Origin of the sequence: Paracoccus hibiscisoli (assembly GCF_005048265.1) — a bacterium.
Classification (GTDB): domain Bacteria; phylum Pseudomonadota; class Alphaproteobacteria; order Rhodobacterales; family Rhodobacteraceae; genus Paracoccus; species Paracoccus hibiscisoli.
In genome coordinates, this window is the sequence record NZ_SUNH01000015.1 from 36954 (window position 1) to 52408 (window position 15455).

The following is a 15455-nucleotide window of genomic DNA, read 5'->3' on the forward strand; positions in this document are numbered from 1 at the left end:
GATCATCCTTCGAGGTTCAGAGCGGTGGCGACCAGCGCCTCTTGTTCGGCCTTGTGGCGCGAGGCCAGGCCCGTCGCGACCGAGGCCGCCGCGTTCCGGCCCGCATAGCGCGGCCGCGTGTGCTTGGCACCCAGCCGTTCCAGCACCCATTCCAGATAGGGCTCGACAAAGGTCCAGCCGCCCTGGTTCTTGGGCTCCTCCTGGCACCAGACGATCTCGGCCTGCTTGAAGCGGCCCAGCTCCTTGACCATCGACTGTGCCGGGAAGGGATAGAACTGCTCCAGGCGCAGCAGATAGGTGTCGGTGATCCCGGCCTCGTCGCGGGCCTTGAGCAGGTCATAATAGACCTTGCCCGAACAGACCACGACGCGCTTGATCTGGTCGTCCGCCACCAGCTTGGTGGCCGAGCGGCCGCGCTGCGCATCGTCCCACAGCACGCGGTGGAAGGTGCTGCCCGACTGGAACTCTTCGGCGTTGCTGATCGCCAGCGGATGACGCAGCAGCGATTTCGGCGTCATCAGCACCAGCGGCTTGCGGAAGCCGCGGTGGATCTGCCGGCGCAGGATGTGGAAATAGTTCGCGGGCGTGGTGCAGTTCGCGACGATCCAGTTGTCCTCGGCGCATTGCTGCAGGAACCGCTCCAGGCGGGCCGAGCTGTGCTCGGGCCCCTGACCCTCGAAGCCGTGCGGCAGCAGCATCACCAGGCCCGACATGCGCAGCCACTTCTTCTCACCCGAGGAGATGAACTGGTCGAACATGATCTGCGCGCCGTTGGCGAAATCGCCGAACTGCGCCTCCCACAGAGTCAGCGTGTTGGGTTCGGCCAGCGAATAGCCGTATTCAAAGCCCAGCACCGCGTATTCCGACAGCATGCTGTCGATGACCTCATAGCGGGCCTGACCCTCGGCGATGTTGTTCAGCGGATAGTAACGGTCCTCGGACTTCTGGTCGATGAAGGCCGAATGCCGCTGGCTGAACGTGCCGCGGGTGCTGTCCTGACCGGACAGGCGCACGCCGTGACCCTCCTGGACCAGCGAGCCAAAGGCCAGCGCCTCGGCGGTGGCCCAGTCAAAGCCCTCGCCGGTCTCGAACATCTGCTTTTTCGCCTCGACCAGGCGGCCGACGGTCTTGTGCAGGTTCAACCCCTCGGGGACGGTGGTCAGCGCGCGACCGACCTGGGTCATCACCTCGGGGGCGATGCCGGTCTCGCCGGCGACGTAATCCGTGCCCTCGCGGTTCATGCCCGACCACTTGCCGTCCAGCCAGTCGGCCTTGTTCGGCTTGTAGTTCTTGCCGATCTCGAACTCTTCGTTCAGGTGCGCCTGGAAGGCGGCCTTCATGTCCTCGATTTCGCCCTCGGGGATCAGCCCGTCGGCGACCAGACGTTCGGTATACAGCTGCAGCGTGGTCTTCTGCGCCTTGATCTTGGTGTACATCGCCGGGTTGGTGAACATCGGCTCGTCGCCTTCGTTGTGACCAAAGCGGCGATAGCAGATGATGTCCAGAACCACGTCCTTGCGGAACTTCTGGCGGAACTCGATGGCCACGCGGGCGGCATGGACGACTGCCTCGGGGTCGTCGCCGTTCACGTGGAAGATCGGCGCCTCGACCATCAGCGCGATATCGGTCGGATAGGGCGAGGTGCGGCTGAAGGCCGGTGCGGTGGTGAAACCGATCTGGTTGTTCACCACAATATGGATGCAACCGCCGGTGCGGTGACCGCGAATGCCCGACAGCTGCAGGCATTCGGCCACGACGCCCTGACCCGCAAAGGCCGCGTCGCCATGCAGCAGGATCGGCAGGACCGAGCTGCGGTCGGTGGTGTCGCCCAGTTGGTCGCTCTTGGCGCGCGCCTTGCCCAGCACGACCGGGTTGACGGCCTCCAGGTGGCTGGGGTTGGCGGTCAGCGACAGGTGGACGGTGTTGCCGTCGAACTCGCGGTCGGCACTGGCGCCCAGGTGATATTTCACGTCGCCCGACCCGTCGACATCCTCAGGCTTGAAGCTGCCACCCTGGAATTCGTGGAAGATCGCGCGATAGGGTTTGGACAGCACGTTGGCCAGGACCGACAGGCGGCCGCGATGCGGCATGCCGAACACGATCTCCTTCACGCCAAGCGCGCCACCGCGCTTGATGATCTGTTCCATCGCGGGGATCAGCGCCTCGCCGCCGTCCAGGCCGAAGCGCTTGGTTCCCATGTATTTCACATGCAGGAACTTCTCAAAGCCCTCGGCCTCGACCAGCTTGTTCAGGATGGCGCGGCGGCCTTCGCGGGTGAACGCGATCTCCTTGCCGTAACCCTCGATCCGCTCCTTCAGCCAGGCGGCTTCCTCGGGGTTCGAGATATGCATGTATTGCAGCGCGAAGGTGCCGCAATAGGTGCGGGTCATCAGCTCGGTGATCTGACGGATCGACGCGACCTCAAGGCCCAGCACATTGTCGATGAAGATCGGGCGGTCCATGTCGGCGGGGCCGAACCCGTAGGTCGCGGGGTTCAGCTCTCCGTGATCGGGCACGTCGCGCAGGCCAAGCGGGTCCAGATTCGCGTGCAGGTGACCCCGGATGCGGAAGGCGCGGATCAGCATCAGCGCGCGGATGCTGTCCAGCACCGCCTGACGCATCTGGCCCTCGTTCAGGGGCACCCCCTTTTCCTCGGCCTTGGCGGCGATCTTCTTCATCGCGGCGGCGCCATCGCCCTTGGCGGCACTGGGCCATTCGCCCGTCAGTGCGGCGGTGGTGTCGTCGGTGGCCGTGGGCGGCCAGTCGGCGCGCTTCCAGCTGGCACCCTCGGCCGCGGCGGTCGCATCGGCGCTGTCATCGCCCAGGGCGCGGAAGAACGCGTCCCAGGCCTGGTCGACCGCGCCTGCGTCCTTGGCCCACTGGCCATACAGCTGTTCGACATAGGCCGCGTTATGGCCCTGCAGGAACGAGGAATCGTGGAATTCGGTGTTTTTCGGCTGGTCGGTCATGGCTGGTCCCCGTTCAGGGCAAGGATGGGTTAAATCAGGCGCAGTAGATGTCGAAGATGCGGGCGCCGGGATCGGCGGAGGGGTCGAGGCGGGGCTGCTGCACGATGCGCAGGGGTGCGCGCCGCTCCAGCCCGCACAGGGCGACGGCGGCGCGGCTCTCGGCATTGGCGGGGGCGGCGGCGGGCTGATAGATGACCCGCCAGCCGAAATCCCGGCGCGCGACCGTGCGGACCGAGGCGGGCGGCAGCCCGCTGGCCTGATGCAGGTCGGTGCGGGCCGGGATGCCGCCGGGCAGGATGTCGTCCGTCATGCGGCTGCCGCATGCCGTCAGCGACAGAAGGGCCACCAGCGACAGCGGGACACCCCGCCGGGCCGCAAGGCGCGTCCGGCAAGGCTGCGGCTCGGGGGCGCGCTGAGCGGTCACTGTGGCTGGTCCTCCGTCACGGTATCGCATCCCCGATACATAAGCATCGGGGACGCGGGTTCAAATCATCAACCCTTGATCGCCTTCAGAACGGCCTCGCCCAGGCCCGCGGGGCTGTCGGCGACGATGATGCCGGCCTTCTTCATGGCCTCGATCTTGGATTCCGCATCGCCTTTGCCGCCCGACACGATCGCGCCGGCATGGCCCATGCGACGGCCCGGAGGTGCGGTGCGACCCGCGATGAAGCCAGCGGTGGGCTTCCAGATGCCCTTGCGCTTCTGCTCGGCCAGGAACTCGGCGGCCTCCTCCTCGGCGGAACCGCCGATCTCGCCGATCATGATGATCGATTCGGTCTCGGGGTCCTCCAGGAACAGGCGCAGCACGTCGATATGCTCCATCCCCTTGATCGGGTCGCCGCCGATGCCGACCGCGCTGGACTGGCCCAGACCCACGTCGGACGTCTGCTTGACGGCCTCATAGGTCAGGGTGCCCGAACGCGACACGACGCCGACCGATCCGCGACGGAAGATGCTGCCCGGCATGATGCCGATCTTGCATTCGTCGGGGGTCATGATGCCGGGGCAGTTCGGCCCGATCAGGCGCGACTGCGACCCGGCCAGGGCGCGCTTGACGCGCATCATGTCCAGCACCGGGATGCCCTCGGTGATGCAGACGATCAGCGGAACCTCGGCGTCGATCGCCTCCAGGATCGAATCCGCCGCGAACGGGGGCGGGACATAGATCACGGACGCATTGGCGCCGGTCACGGCCACGGCCTCGTGGACCGAGTTGAAGACGGGCATGCCCAGGTGATCCGTGCCACCCTTGCCCGGCGTCACGCCACCGACCATCTGCGTGCCATAGGCGATCGCCTGTTCGGTGTGGAAGGTGCCCTGGGATCCGGTAATCCCCTGGCAGATGACTTTGGTATTCTTGTCAACGAGAACGGCCATATTTCCGTGTCCTTCGTGAAAGTTCTGTTGTCTATCGCCGCATCAGGGCGAGCGTGATTTCATTCTGTCCAGGCCCGCGCGGGTTCCGCAACAGGGCCACCACTTCGGCCTGTCCCGGCGCCGTTTCCCAGGCCGCCTCATAGGCGGCGGAGGGGGCCAGCGGTCGGGCCTGGGGCCAGGTCCGTGCGATCTCGGCGGCGATGGCGTTGGTCTGCCCCGACCGGGCTGCGGCCTGCACGGCGCAGGTCCGGCCCGTCTCCGACAGGATTACCATCGGCCGGAGGTCCGCGACGACAAAGCGACGGGTACCGCCTGACCAACCGCCCATAGGCACATAGTCCGAGGCACGCAGCAGCGCGGTACGCGCCGCATTGTCTGAGGGCGTCTCCAAGCAGTGCTTGCTGAAGGTTCCGATCAGCGTCGCGGGCCGGGTCGCCGGCACCATCAGCCTGGCGGGCATGTTCGCAAGCTCCTGGCGTTCCCCGAACGACGCATCGGATGATGCGCAACCGGTCACGGCAATGGCCAAGGCCACCGCCGCACCGCGTCCGAGGATCGCCAGAACCCTCATCAGCCCTTGACCGCTTTCACGATCTTCTCAGCGCCGTCCTTGAGGTCATCGGCCGCGATCACGTTCAGACCGCTATTGGCGATGATCTCCTTGCCCAACTCGACGTTCGTGCCTTCCAGACGCACGACCAGGGGGACCTGCAGGCCGACCTCCTTCACGGCGGCGATGATGCCCTCCGCGATGATGTCGCAGCGCATGATGCCGCCAAAGATGTTGACCAGGATGCCTTTGACGTTCGGATCGCTGGTGATGATCTTGAACGCCTCGGTGACCTTCTCGGTCGTGGCGCCGCCGCCGACGTCCAGGAAGTTGGCGGGCTCGGCGCCGAACAGCTTGATGATGTCCATCGTGGCCATCGCCAGACCGGCGCCGTTGACCATGCAGCCGATCTCGCCGTCCAGCGCGATGTAGTTCAGGTCGAACTTGGAGGCGGCCAGCTCCTTGCTGTCCTCCTCGGTCTCGTCGCGCAGCGCCATGATGTCGGGCTGGCGATACAGCGCGTTGTTGTCAAAGCCCATCTTGGCGTCCAGGCACTTGATCTGGCCTTCGGGCGTGACGATCAGCGGGTTGATCTCCAGCATCTCCATGTCTTTTTCAATGAACATGCGATACAGGTTCTTGACCAGGGCCACGCATTGCTTGACCTGCGCGCCTTCCAGGCCCAGGGCAAAGGCCACGCGGCGGCCGTGGAAGTCCGACAGGCCGGACGCCGGATCGACGCTGAAGCTGACGATCTTTTCGGGGGTGTGCTCGGCCACTTCCTCGATGTCCATGCCGCCCTCGGTCGAGGCGACAAAGCTGACGCGCGAGGTCTGGCGGTCCACCAGCAGCGCCAGGTACAGCTCACGCGCGATGTCGCTGCCATCCTCGATATAGATGCGATTGACCTGCTTGCCGGCCGGTCCGGTCTGGTGCGTGACCAGCGTGCGGCCCAGCATCTGGCGGGTCAGCTCCTCGGCCTCCTCGACCGATTTCGCCAGGCGGACGCCGCCCTTCTCACCGGCCGCAGCCTCGGTGAAGTGGCCCTTGCCACGGCCACCGGCATGGATCTGCGCCTTGACGACCCACAGCGGGCCGTCCATCTCGCTGGCGCAGGTCTTGGCCTCGTCGGCCTTCATCACGATGCGGCCCTCGCTGACCGGTGCGCCGTATTGACGCAGCAGCGCCTTGGCTTGGTATTCGTGAATGTTCATCGCGACCCCCTCGTTCGGTTCGACAGATTTGGGGGCCTTGTGACATGATGCAGCAGCACACAGAAACGAAATCCCCTTAAAATGCCCAAAACCGGCGGGAAGTCGCCAAATGTGATCACGCCCTGATTTCCTGTGATCACAAACCCCGCGGACGATAGCGCAAGCAGGTTGATTCGCCGCCCCGACCCTAGTTCAGAAGCAGCATGTAAAGCCCCGCGCGCCCGCCAAGGCTGTCCACGAACCGGTCCCAGCTGTCGCGCCCGACCGTCAGGCCGGGGCGTGCATAGGGCAGGGCCGCGCTGCCCTGCAGCCAGTCGATCACATCGACCGGACGCGGATTGTCCAGCCACATCGCCAGATCGACGCCGTGCCCGGGCGCCATGCGCCAATGCGGGATCAGCATGCGCCCGTCCAGCGCCTGATCGACCTCATCCAGGATCGACAGCCACAGCGGTCCGGTGCCGGGCGGCAGATCGAACCCCAAGGCCGCGTCCTGGGCCTCGTTCGGGATCCATTCGCGGTCGTTGTCGGTCTCCAGCGCGACCTCGGCCCAGAACAGGCGGTTGGCGGCGACCATCGCGCGCAGGTGATCGCCTGCCGTCCGGGTCAGGGCGGGGTCGGGCTGCTGGCGCAGGGTCCGCAGGACCACGGCGATGCGGTCCAGCACCGGGCCAAAGGCCTGTGCCTGCCTGTCGAAAGTCGGCGCGCGGGCCATCTGGCCGGGCGGTTGGGCGAATTGCTCGGCCAGGGCCGCGCCCAAGGCGATCCGCCCCGCCAGCGCCGGTTCGGGATCAAAGGCCAGGATCAGCGTCGCCACCCCCTCGATCAGGTGGGTATAGGCGCGCAGCCAGTGGATGTCGGCGCCGTCAAAGCGGATCTGGGCGCCGCCCTCGGGCGGGGGCAGGGCGGCCAGCGCGATCAGATCCTCGCCCGCGCCGCGCGTGCCGTCGCCATCCACGTCCAGCCAAAGGTCGCGCAGGTCCAGGATCAGCGTGGCGGGCGCGTCGGGCAGGGCGTCGCGCGTGTCCTGCATGGCGGCCGACAGATCGCGCATCATAACGGTGACGAAATCGGCGGTCATCGGCTGCGGGTCGGGGTTCGGCGGCAGGGGCGCGCCCAGCAGCGGCAGCGGCACCAGCGGATCGGTCGCGCCGATGCGGTGGCGGGCCTGGAACGCGGCCTCGATCCCGCCCAGAAACCGCGTGGCGGCCAGCGCCAGGTCTCGATCCGGGGCAGGGGCCCGGGCCTCCAGCGCGGCGCGGGCGCCCGACAGGCCGTCACGGGCGATCAGGTCCGACACCTCCTGCGCCCCGGCGGGGCAGGCGGTCAGCAGCAGGGCGGCAAGCAGGCGACGCATGGGACCCCCCAAATGGAAACGGCGCGCCAATCATGGCGCGCCGTCCCCGGTTTCGGCAAGCGGCGATCAGGCCAGCGAGGGGTCGATGCCCTTGCAGGCCTCGACCAGGCCCTTCACGGCCTCGACCGACTTGTCCATCATCGCCTGTTCGGCGTTGTCCAGCTTGATGTCGATGATCTTTTCCACGCCACCGGCGCCGATCACGGTCGGCACGCCGACATACATGCCCTTGAGGCCATAGGCGCCGTCCACATGCGCCGCGCAGGGCAGGACGCGCTTCTGGTCCTTCAGATAGGCCTCGGCCATCTCGATCGCGCTGGTCGCGGGAGCGTAGAAGGCCGACCCGGTCTTGAGCAGGCCGACGATCTCGGCGCCGCCATCGCGGGTGCGCTGGACGATGGCGTCCAGCTTGTCCTGCGTGGTCCAGCCCATCTTGACCAGATCCGGCAGCGGGATGCCCGCGACCGTCGAATAGCGGGTCAGCGGCACCATCGTGTCGCCATGCCCGCCCAGCACGAAGGCCGTCACGTCGCGCATGGACACGTTGAACTCCAGCGACAGGAAATGGCGGAAGCGCGCCGAATCCAGCACGCCGGCCATGCCGCAGACCTTGTTGTGGGGCAGGCCGCTGAACTCGCGCAGCGCCCAGACCATCGCGTCCAGCGGGTTGGTGATGCAGATCACGAAGGCGTCGGGGGCATGCTTGGCAATGCCCTCGCCCACGGATTTCATGACCTTGAGGTTGATGCCCAGCAGGTCGTCGCGGCTCATGCCCGGCTTGCGCGGAACGCCCGCGGTCACGATGCAGACATCGGCGCCAGCGATGTCGGCATAGTCGTTGGCGCCCTTCATGCGGGCGTCGAACCCTTCGGACGGGCCCGATTGCGCGATGTCCAGCGCCTTGCCCTGCGGCGTGCCTTCCGAGATGTCGAACAGGACGACGTCGCCCAGTTCCTTCATCGCGGCCAGATGCGCCAGCGTGCCGCCGATCTGTCCCGCACCGATCAGTGCGATTTTGGGTCGGGCCATGGATAACCTCCGATTGGGTGGTGAAAAGTTGCGGCAGGGGTAAGCGGTCGCGCAAGGAATCGCAAGATGGTCCCACAGCCGGGTGGGCATGGTTGTGCTAACACTTGTCTTCATCGCCCGCCCGCGCCACAGATTGCACGTCGTGCAGGGAGGGGCCCATGCTGGAATTGTCGCAGGCGGGATGGGCGCTGGCCGTGCTGTCGGCCTTTGCGGTGGGCCTGTCCAAGGGCGGGCTGGCGATGGTGGGCATCATCAGCGTGCCGCTGATGTCGCTGGTCATGTCGCCGGTGCAGGCGGCGGGGCTGCTGCTGCCGATCTATGTGATCTCGGACATGGGCGGGCTGATGGCGTTCCGGCGCAATCTGAACCGGCGCGTGCTGATGCTGGCGCTGCCCGGTGCGATGGCGGGGATTGCGGTGGGCTGGGCCACGGCCAGCATCGTGCCGGTCTGGGGCGTCACGCTGATCGTGGGGGTGATCGGGCTGGGATTCGCGCTGAACGCGCTGATCCGACCGGCGCTGGATGCGGCACCCCGCCCGCCGCGGGGCAGGGCCGCGACGATCTGGGGCGGGCTTGCGGGCTATACCAGTTTCGTCAGCCATTCCGGCGCGCCTTTGTGGCAGGTCTATGCCCAACCCCTGCGCCTGTCGCCGTTGGTCTATGCGGGCACGACGACCTGGTTCTTTGCCATCGGCAACCTGGTCAAGCTGGTGCCCTATGCAGCGCTTGGCCAGCTGTCGCCGGCCAATCTGGCGACGGCTGGGGTGCTGATGCCGGTCTCGCTGGTCGCGGTCTGGATCGGGCTGCGGCTGGTGCGGATCATCCCCGCTGCGCTGTTCTATCGGCTGATCACCTGGGGGTTGCTGGCGGTGTCGCTGCGGCTGATCTGGCAGGGGCTGAGCGGCTGATTTCTGCACTGCGGCAAAAACGGGCTTGCCAAATCTGGCGCAGCGCGGCACCAAGGCGCAAGATTGTTACCCGGAGGTTTTCCCCATGGCCCGCCCCTATCGCTCGGTCCTGTATATTCCCGCCGCCAATGCCCGCGCGATGGACAAGGCGCGCGGCCTGCCCGCCGACGCGATCATCTTTGATCTGGAGGATGCCGTGGCCCCCGACGCCAAGGCCGCCGCGCGCGATGCGCTGGCCCAGGCCCTGACGCAGGATTACGGCCCGCGCGCGCGGATCGTGCGCATCAACGCGCTGTCCACGGAATGGGGCGCCGATGACGCCCGCGCCTGCGCCGGGCTGGCGATCGACGCGGTGCTGATCCCCAAGGTGGACGGCCCGGACGACCTGGACCGCGTGGCCAAGATGATCCCCGACACGCCCCTCTGGGCGATGATGGAGACACCTTTGGGCATGCTGAACGCCGCCGCCATCGCCGCTCATCCACGGCTGGCGGGGATGGTGATGGGCACCAACGATCTGGCCAAGGATCTGGGCAGCCGCTTTCGTGCCGATCGGCTGCCGATGATGGCCGGGTTGGGGCTGTGCCTGCTGGCGGCCAAGGCGCATGGGGTGGTGATCGTGGACGGCGTGTTCAACGCTTTCAAGGATGAGGACGGCCTGCGCGCCGAATGCGATCAGGGCCGCGACATGGGGTTCGACGGCAAGACCCTGATCCACCCCGCCCAGCTGGAGATCGCCAACGCCGCCTTTGCCCCCACCGAGGAGGAGGTCGCCCTGGCCCGCCGCCAGATCGAGGCGTTCGATGCGGCCACGGCCGAGGGCAAGGGCGTCGCCGTGGTCGACGGCCGCATCGTCGAGAACCTGCATGTCGCCACCGCGCGCCAGACGCTGGACCGCGCGCAGGCGATTGCGGCCATGGCGCAATAAGGGCAGTCTGCGCGCCACAAGCTCCAGCGAGAGGAAAGCCAGATGCTGATCCTGATCCTAGGCGTGGCCCTGTGGTGGGCTGCGCATCTCTACAAGCGGATGGCCCCGGCCAGCCGCGCCTCGATGGGCGAACGCGGCAAGGGGATGGTCACCGGCCTGCTGGTCTTGTCGATCATCCTGATGGTCATCGGCTATCGCGGCGCAGAGGGTGCGTTCTTCTGGGGGCCGAATGCGGCGCTGGTGGGCATCAACAACCTGTTGGTCCTGGTCGGCATCTACCTGTTCGCGGCCAGCGGCATGAAGACCCGCGTGACCGCCCATACCCGCCACCCGATGCTGTGGGGCTTTGCCCTGTGGGCGGGCGCGCATCTGCTGGTCAATGGCGACACGCCGTCCATCATCCTGTTCGGCGGCCTGCTGGCCTGGGCCTTCGTCGAGATGGTGGCGATCAACCGCGCCAGCCCCTGGGTCCGCCCGACCGGACCCTTTCCCGCCCGCAAGGAGGCGATGGCCGTCTTTGGCGCCGTCATCGTCATGGGCGTCATCGGCCTGATCCACGGCTGGATCGGCCCCTGGCCCTTCGGAGGAGCCTGACATGCCCCTGATCTATCGCTGCATCACCGATGACGACACATCGCAGTTCTGCCACCGCGTCAGCGAGGCCCTGTCCAAGGGCTGGTCGCTGCATGGCAGCCCGTCCATGGCGCATGACCCGGCCAAGGGCGTCATGCGCATGGCCCAGGCCGTCACCAAGGAAATCGAGGCCGACTATCACCCCGACATGAAGCTGGGACAGCAATGACCAAGACCAACCCCGGACGGTTCTTCGAGGATTACACGGTCGGCCAGACCATCCGTCACGCGGTGCCGCGCACCGTGGCCGAAGGGGAACGGGCGCTGTATCACGCGCTGTACCCCGCGCGGCATGCGCTGTATTCGTCGGATGATTTCGCGATTTCCTGCGGGTTGGACGGATCGCCGCTGGACGATCTGCTGGCCTTTCACACCGTCTTTGGAAAGACCGTCCCCGATGTCAGCCTGAACGCGGTGGCCAATCTGGGCTATGCGCAGGGGCGCTGGCTGCGTCCGGTCTGGCCGGGAGACACGCTGCGCGCCGAAAGCCAGGTGATCGGCCTGCGCCAGAATTCCAACGGTCAGTCGGGCGTGGTCTGGGTGCGCACCCAGGGGCTGAACCAATCCGACGAGGTCGTGCTGGATTATGTCCGATGGGTGATGGTCCGCAAACGCGACGCGGACGCGCCTGCGCCCGAACCGATTGTGCCGGACCTGGCGTCGGTCGTCGATCCGGCCGACCTGATCGTTCCGGAGGGGTTGAGCTTCACTGATTATGACTTTGATCTGGCGGGGGAATCGCATCGGTGGGGCGATTACGCCGTGAGCGAGGTCATCGACCATGTCGACGCCGTCACCATCGAAGAGGCCGAGCATATGCTGGCCACCCGCCTGTGGCAGAACACCGCCAAGGTGCATTTCGACGCCACCCACCGCCCCGACGGGCGGCGGCTGATCTATGGCGGCCACGTCATCAGCCTGGCCCGCGCGCTGTCCTTCAACGGGCTGGCCAATGCGCAGATGATCGTGGCGCTGAACGGCGGCGCGCATGCCAATCCGTGCTTTGCGGGCGACACGGTCCGCGCCTGGTCCGAGGTTCTGGACCGCGCACCGACCAGCGCACCGGGCATCGGCGCGATCCGCCTGCGGCTGGTCGCCATGCGCGACGGCGGCACGGCGGGCACCCTGCGCAGCGCGGACGGCAAATACAGCCCCGAGGTGCTGCTGGATCTGGATTACTGGGCGCTGATGCCGGTCTGATGGCCCTGTGATCGCGGGCCCCGAGTCGCGGCGTGGGCCCGCCTTGTCTGGCGCAAGACGGGCTTTTGCGCTAACAGGTCAAGGGCATGCGGGACGGGAATGGTTACTTGTGATCACAGCTGCGGCAAGTGTGATCACAAAGCGCCAATTCCGCGGCATTTCGGCGCGCGGGGTGGTATCTGCGGATGACAGATGGCATCTAACGGGTCAAGAACGGCACCAATCGCCAGCCCTCGCGGCAAGCCCGGCCTTCGGTCCAGGGAACCTGCGACGGGACACTGAGAACCGACAAAGGAGGGCCGCCGATGGCCGACGTGAACCGGGGTAACCGGCCCCTTTCCCCCCATCTTCAGGTCTATCGCCTGCCGCTGCCGGCGATCACCTCGATCCTGACGCGCATCACCGGACACGCGCTGTCCGCGGGCATCCTGCTGCTGGTCTGGTGGCTGGTCGCCGCCGTCACCAGCCCCGGCGCCTTCGCGACCGCCGATTGGGTGCTGCGGTCGTGGCTGGGGTTCCTGATCATGACCGCCTCGACCTGGGCGCTGTGGTTCCATGCGCTGTCCGGCGTGCGCCACCTGTTCTACGACAACGGCATGGGCCTGGAGATCGAGGACGCCAAGCGCGCCTCCTGGGGCATCATCATCGGTTCGGTCGCGCTGACCGTGCTGAGCCTGATCATCTTCTTCATCGGCTGAGGGCATCATGCGTTACATCACCCCCCGCAAGGCCGCACAGGGCCTTGGCTCGGCCCGCGCCGGCACCGCGCATCACTGGAACATCACGATGAGCAGCTATGCGCTGATCGTGCTGACGCCGCTGTTCCTGATCGCCGTGGGCGGCGCCATCGGCCTGCCCCAGGATCAGGTCGTGGCCCATTTCGGCAGGCCCTTTCCCGGCATCATCACCGCGCTGTTCATCATCGTGGGCATGATCCATTTCATCAAGGGATCGCAGGGCGGCGCGATTGCCGACTATGTTCACGGCACCGCCCAGCAGCTGACCATGGTCGCCATCGCGATCTTTGGCTGGGGCGTGATCGCCGCCGCCGTCTTTGCGCTGGCCAAGATGGCCTTCACCCTTCCCGCGATCTGAGGACGACATGGCAGCTTACCAAACAACCGTTCATGACTATGATGTGGTCGTTGTCGGGGCCGGTGGCGCAGGTCTGCGCGCGACGCTCGGCATGGCCGAACAGGGGTTGCGCACGGCCTGCGTGACCAAGGTGTTCCCGACCCGCTCGCACACCGTCGCCGCCCAGGGCGGCATCGCCGCGTCCCTGTCCAACATGGGCCCCGACAGCTGGCAGTGGCACATGTACGACACCGTCAAGGGGTCGGACTGGCTGGGCGACACCGACGCCATGGAATACCTGGCGCGCGAGGCCCCCAAGGCCGTCTATGAGCTGGAGCATTACGGCGTGCCGTTCTCGCGCACCGAGGATGGCCGCATCTATCAGCGCCCCTTCGGCGGCCACACCACCGAATATGGCGAAGGCCCCCCGGTCCAGCGCACCTGCGCGGCGGCCGACCGCACCGGCCACGCCATCCTGCACACGCTTTATGGTCAGTCGCTGAAGAACAACGCGGAATTCTTCATTGAATATTTCGCGCTGGACCTGATCATCACCGATGGCCGCTGCACCGGCGTCGTCTGCTGGAAGCTGGACGACGGCACGATGCACGTCTTCAACGCCAAGATGGTGGTGCTGGCGACGGGCGGCTATGGCCGCGCCTATTTCAGCGCGACCAGCGCCCATACCTGCACCGGCGACGGCGGCGGCATGGTCGCCCGCGCGGGCCTGCCCCTGCAGGACATGGAGTTCGTGCAGTTCCACCCGACCGGCATCTATGGCTCGGGCTGCCTGATCACGGAAGGTGCGCGGGGCGAGGGCGGTTACCTGACCAACTCCGAGGGCGAGCGCTTCATGGAGCGGTACGCGCCGACCTACAAGGATCTGGCCAGCCGCGACGTGGTTTCGCGCTGCATGACGCTGGAGATCCGCGAGGGTCGCGGCGTCGGCGGCGACAAGGACCACATCTTCCTGAACCTGATGCACCTGCCGCCCGAGACGCTGCATGAGCGCCTGCCGGGCATCTCCGAATCCGCCAAGATCTTTGCGGGGGTCGACGTAACCCGTGCGCCCATCCCGGTCATCCCCACTGTGCATTACAACATGGGTGGAATTCCGACGAACTATTGGGGCGATGTGCTTGCTCCGACGCCGGAAAACCCCGATGCGATCTTCCCGGGCCTGATGGCCGTGGGCGAGGCGGGCTGCGCCTCGGTGCATGGCGCGAACCGTCTGGGGTCGAACAGCCTGATCGACCTGGTGGTCTTTGGCCGCGCCGCCGCGATCCGCGCGGGCGAGGTCGTGGACCGTGCGGGTGCCGTGCCGTCGACCAACCAAGCCGAGGTGGACCGCGCGCTGGACCGGTTCGACGGTCTGCGCCACGCCAACGGCACCACCGGCACGGCCGAGCTGCGCAACGAGATGCAGCGCACCATGCAGCTGGACGCCGCGGTCTTCCGCACCGACAAGACCCTGGCCGAGGGCATGGCCAAGATGGAGTCCATCGCCGGCAAGATGGACGACATAAAAGTGACCGATCGTGGTTTGATCTGGAACACCGACCTGATGGAAACGTTGGAGCTGACGAACCTGATGCCAAACGCCCTGACCACCATCGTGGCGGCCGAAGCGCGCAAGGAAAGCCGCGGCGCGCATGCGCACGAGGATTACCCTGAGCGGGATGACGCCAACTGGCGCAAGCATTCGCTTGCCTGGGTCGACGGGAACAAGGTTAAACTGGCCTATCGCCCCGTCCACCTGGAGCCCCTTACCACGGCCGAGGAAGGCGGGATCGACCTGCAAAAGATCGCTCCGAAGAAAAGGGTTTATTGATGCGCTTCAACCTCATCGCCGCTTTCGGCCTGTCCGCCGTCACCCTGGCGGGCTGCGTGGCCCCGGTCCCCATGACCGGGCCTGCCGTGCCCTCCGCCCCCGTGGCCACCGCGCCTACGCCGACCATCCTGGATGCCGCCTCGCGTCAGGTCGCGCGCAATGTCGTCGACGGAGAGATGAGCCGCCGCCTGCCGGGCGTCAACGTCTCGCCCTATACCGACTGCGTGGTCAACAACGCCACCACGGCCGAGTTGATCGACATCGCCCAGATGTCGCGTTCGGGCGCCTCGGGTACCGCCGACAGCGTGGCGGCAATCGTCTCGCGGCCGGCCACGACGCAGTGCATCGCCGCTGCGGCGCGCACGGCCTGACGCCATGATCGCGC

At 66.8% G+C, this 15455-nt stretch carries 16 protein-coding genes; 9 read left to right on the top strand and 7 right to left on the bottom strand.

The genetic code is table 11. The features are described 5' to 3' along the window. Nucleotides 1-2: 2 nt before the first annotated feature. The 7 genes from FA740_RS11535 to mdh all read right to left on the bottom strand — a co-directional run bounded on the left by FA740_RS11535 (nt 3) and on the right by mdh (nt 8496). Nucleotides 3-2969: a 2-oxoglutarate dehydrogenase E1 component gene (locus FA740_RS11535; protein ID WP_136856926.1), complete on the bottom strand. Its 2967-nt coding sequence runs from the start codon at nt 2967-2969 to the stop codon at nt 3-5. Between the two features lie 34 nt (nt 2970-3003). Beyond that, nucleotides 3004-3393 (bottom strand): hypothetical protein, encoded by a 390-nt coding sequence (locus tag FA740_RS11540; RefSeq protein WP_136856927.1) that lies wholly within the window; start codon nt 3391-3393, stop codon nt 3004-3006. Nucleotides 3394-3461: 68 nt separating this feature from the next. Beyond that, entirely contained in the window at nt 3462-4346 is an 885-nt protein-coding gene (gene sucD / locus FA740_RS11545; RefSeq protein WP_136856928.1) for a succinate--CoA ligase subunit alpha, read from the bottom strand. A gap of 31 nt (nt 4347-4377) precedes the next feature. Beyond that, a complete protein-coding gene (locus FA740_RS11550) occupies nt 4378-4917 on the bottom strand; it encodes a hypothetical protein (RefSeq protein ID WP_136856929.1) in 540 nt (179 codons plus the stop codon). Beyond that, complete coding sequence (gene sucC, locus FA740_RS11555; protein WP_045999437.1) at nt 4917-6110, bottom strand: ADP-forming succinate--CoA ligase subunit beta; 1194 nt, start codon at nt 6108-6110, stop codon at nt 4917-4919. Before sucC ends, FA740_RS11550 begins: the two co-directional genes overlap by 1 nt. 187 nt (nt 6111-6297) lie before the next feature. Further along, nucleotides 6298-7467, bottom strand: a complete 1170-nt coding sequence (locus tag FA740_RS11560; RefSeq protein WP_136856930.1) for a hypothetical protein — start codon at nt 7465-7467, stop codon at nt 6298-6300. 66 nt (nt 7468-7533) lie between these two features. Continuing rightward, the gene (mdh, locus tag FA740_RS11565) at nt 7534-8496 is read right to left on the bottom strand and encodes a malate dehydrogenase (protein ID WP_136856931.1); all 963 of its coding nucleotides are present in this window, start codon (nt 8494-8496) and stop codon (nt 7534-7536) included. A gap of 158 nt (nt 8497-8654) precedes the next feature. Here mdh and FA740_RS11570 point away from each other — a divergent pair, with 158 nt between their 5' ends. The 9 genes from FA740_RS11570 (at nt 8655) to FA740_RS11610 (ending at nt 15441) form a co-directional block, all read left to right on the top strand. Continuing rightward, entirely contained in the window at nt 8655-9404 is a 750-nt protein-coding gene (locus tag FA740_RS11570; protein ID WP_169306286.1) for a sulfite exporter TauE/SafE family protein, read from the top strand. An 85-nt stretch (nt 9405-9489) separates the two neighbouring features. Further along, nucleotides 9490-10332 (top strand): HpcH/HpaI aldolase/citrate lyase family protein, encoded by an 843-nt coding sequence (locus FA740_RS11575; RefSeq protein ID WP_136856932.1) that lies wholly within the window; start codon nt 9490-9492, stop codon nt 10330-10332. Between the two features lie 42 nt (nt 10333-10374). Continuing rightward, entirely contained in the window at nt 10375-10926 is a 552-nt protein-coding gene (locus FA740_RS11580; protein WP_136856933.1) for an NnrU family protein, read from the top strand. Between the two features lies 1 nt (nt 10927). Next, nucleotides 10928-11134 carry a DUF1737 domain-containing protein gene (locus tag FA740_RS11585; protein ID WP_136856934.1) on the top strand — a complete coding sequence of 69 codons (207 nt, stop codon included), beginning with the start codon at nt 10928-10930 and terminating at the stop codon, nt 11132-11134. Further along, nucleotides 11131-12165 carry a MaoC family dehydratase gene (locus tag FA740_RS11590; protein ID WP_136856935.1) on the top strand — a complete coding sequence of 345 codons (1035 nt, stop codon included), beginning with the start codon at nt 11131-11133 and terminating at the stop codon, nt 12163-12165. Before FA740_RS11585 ends, FA740_RS11590 begins: the two co-directional genes overlap by 4 nt. Nucleotides 12166-12470: 305 nt before the next feature. Further along, nucleotides 12471-12863, top strand: a complete 393-nt coding sequence (gene sdhC, locus FA740_RS11595) for a succinate dehydrogenase, cytochrome b556 subunit (protein WP_136856936.1) — start codon at nt 12471-12473, stop codon at nt 12861-12863. Nucleotides 12864-12870: 7 nt separating this feature from the next. Next, a complete protein-coding gene (locus tag FA740_RS11600) occupies nt 12871-13260 on the top strand; it encodes a succinate dehydrogenase, hydrophobic membrane anchor protein (RefSeq protein ID WP_136856937.1) in 390 nt (129 codons plus the stop codon). Between the two features lie 7 nt (nt 13261-13267). Then, nucleotides 13268-15070 carry a succinate dehydrogenase flavoprotein subunit gene (gene sdhA / locus FA740_RS11605; protein WP_136856938.1) on the top strand — a complete coding sequence of 601 codons (1803 nt, stop codon included), beginning with the start codon at nt 13268-13270 and terminating at the stop codon, nt 15068-15070. Continuing rightward, a complete protein-coding gene (locus tag FA740_RS11610; RefSeq protein ID WP_136856939.1) occupies nt 15070-15441 on the top strand; it encodes a hypothetical protein in 372 nt (123 codons plus the stop codon). Before sdhA ends, FA740_RS11610 begins: the two co-directional genes overlap by 1 nt. Nucleotides 15442-15455 lie beyond the last annotated feature (14 nt).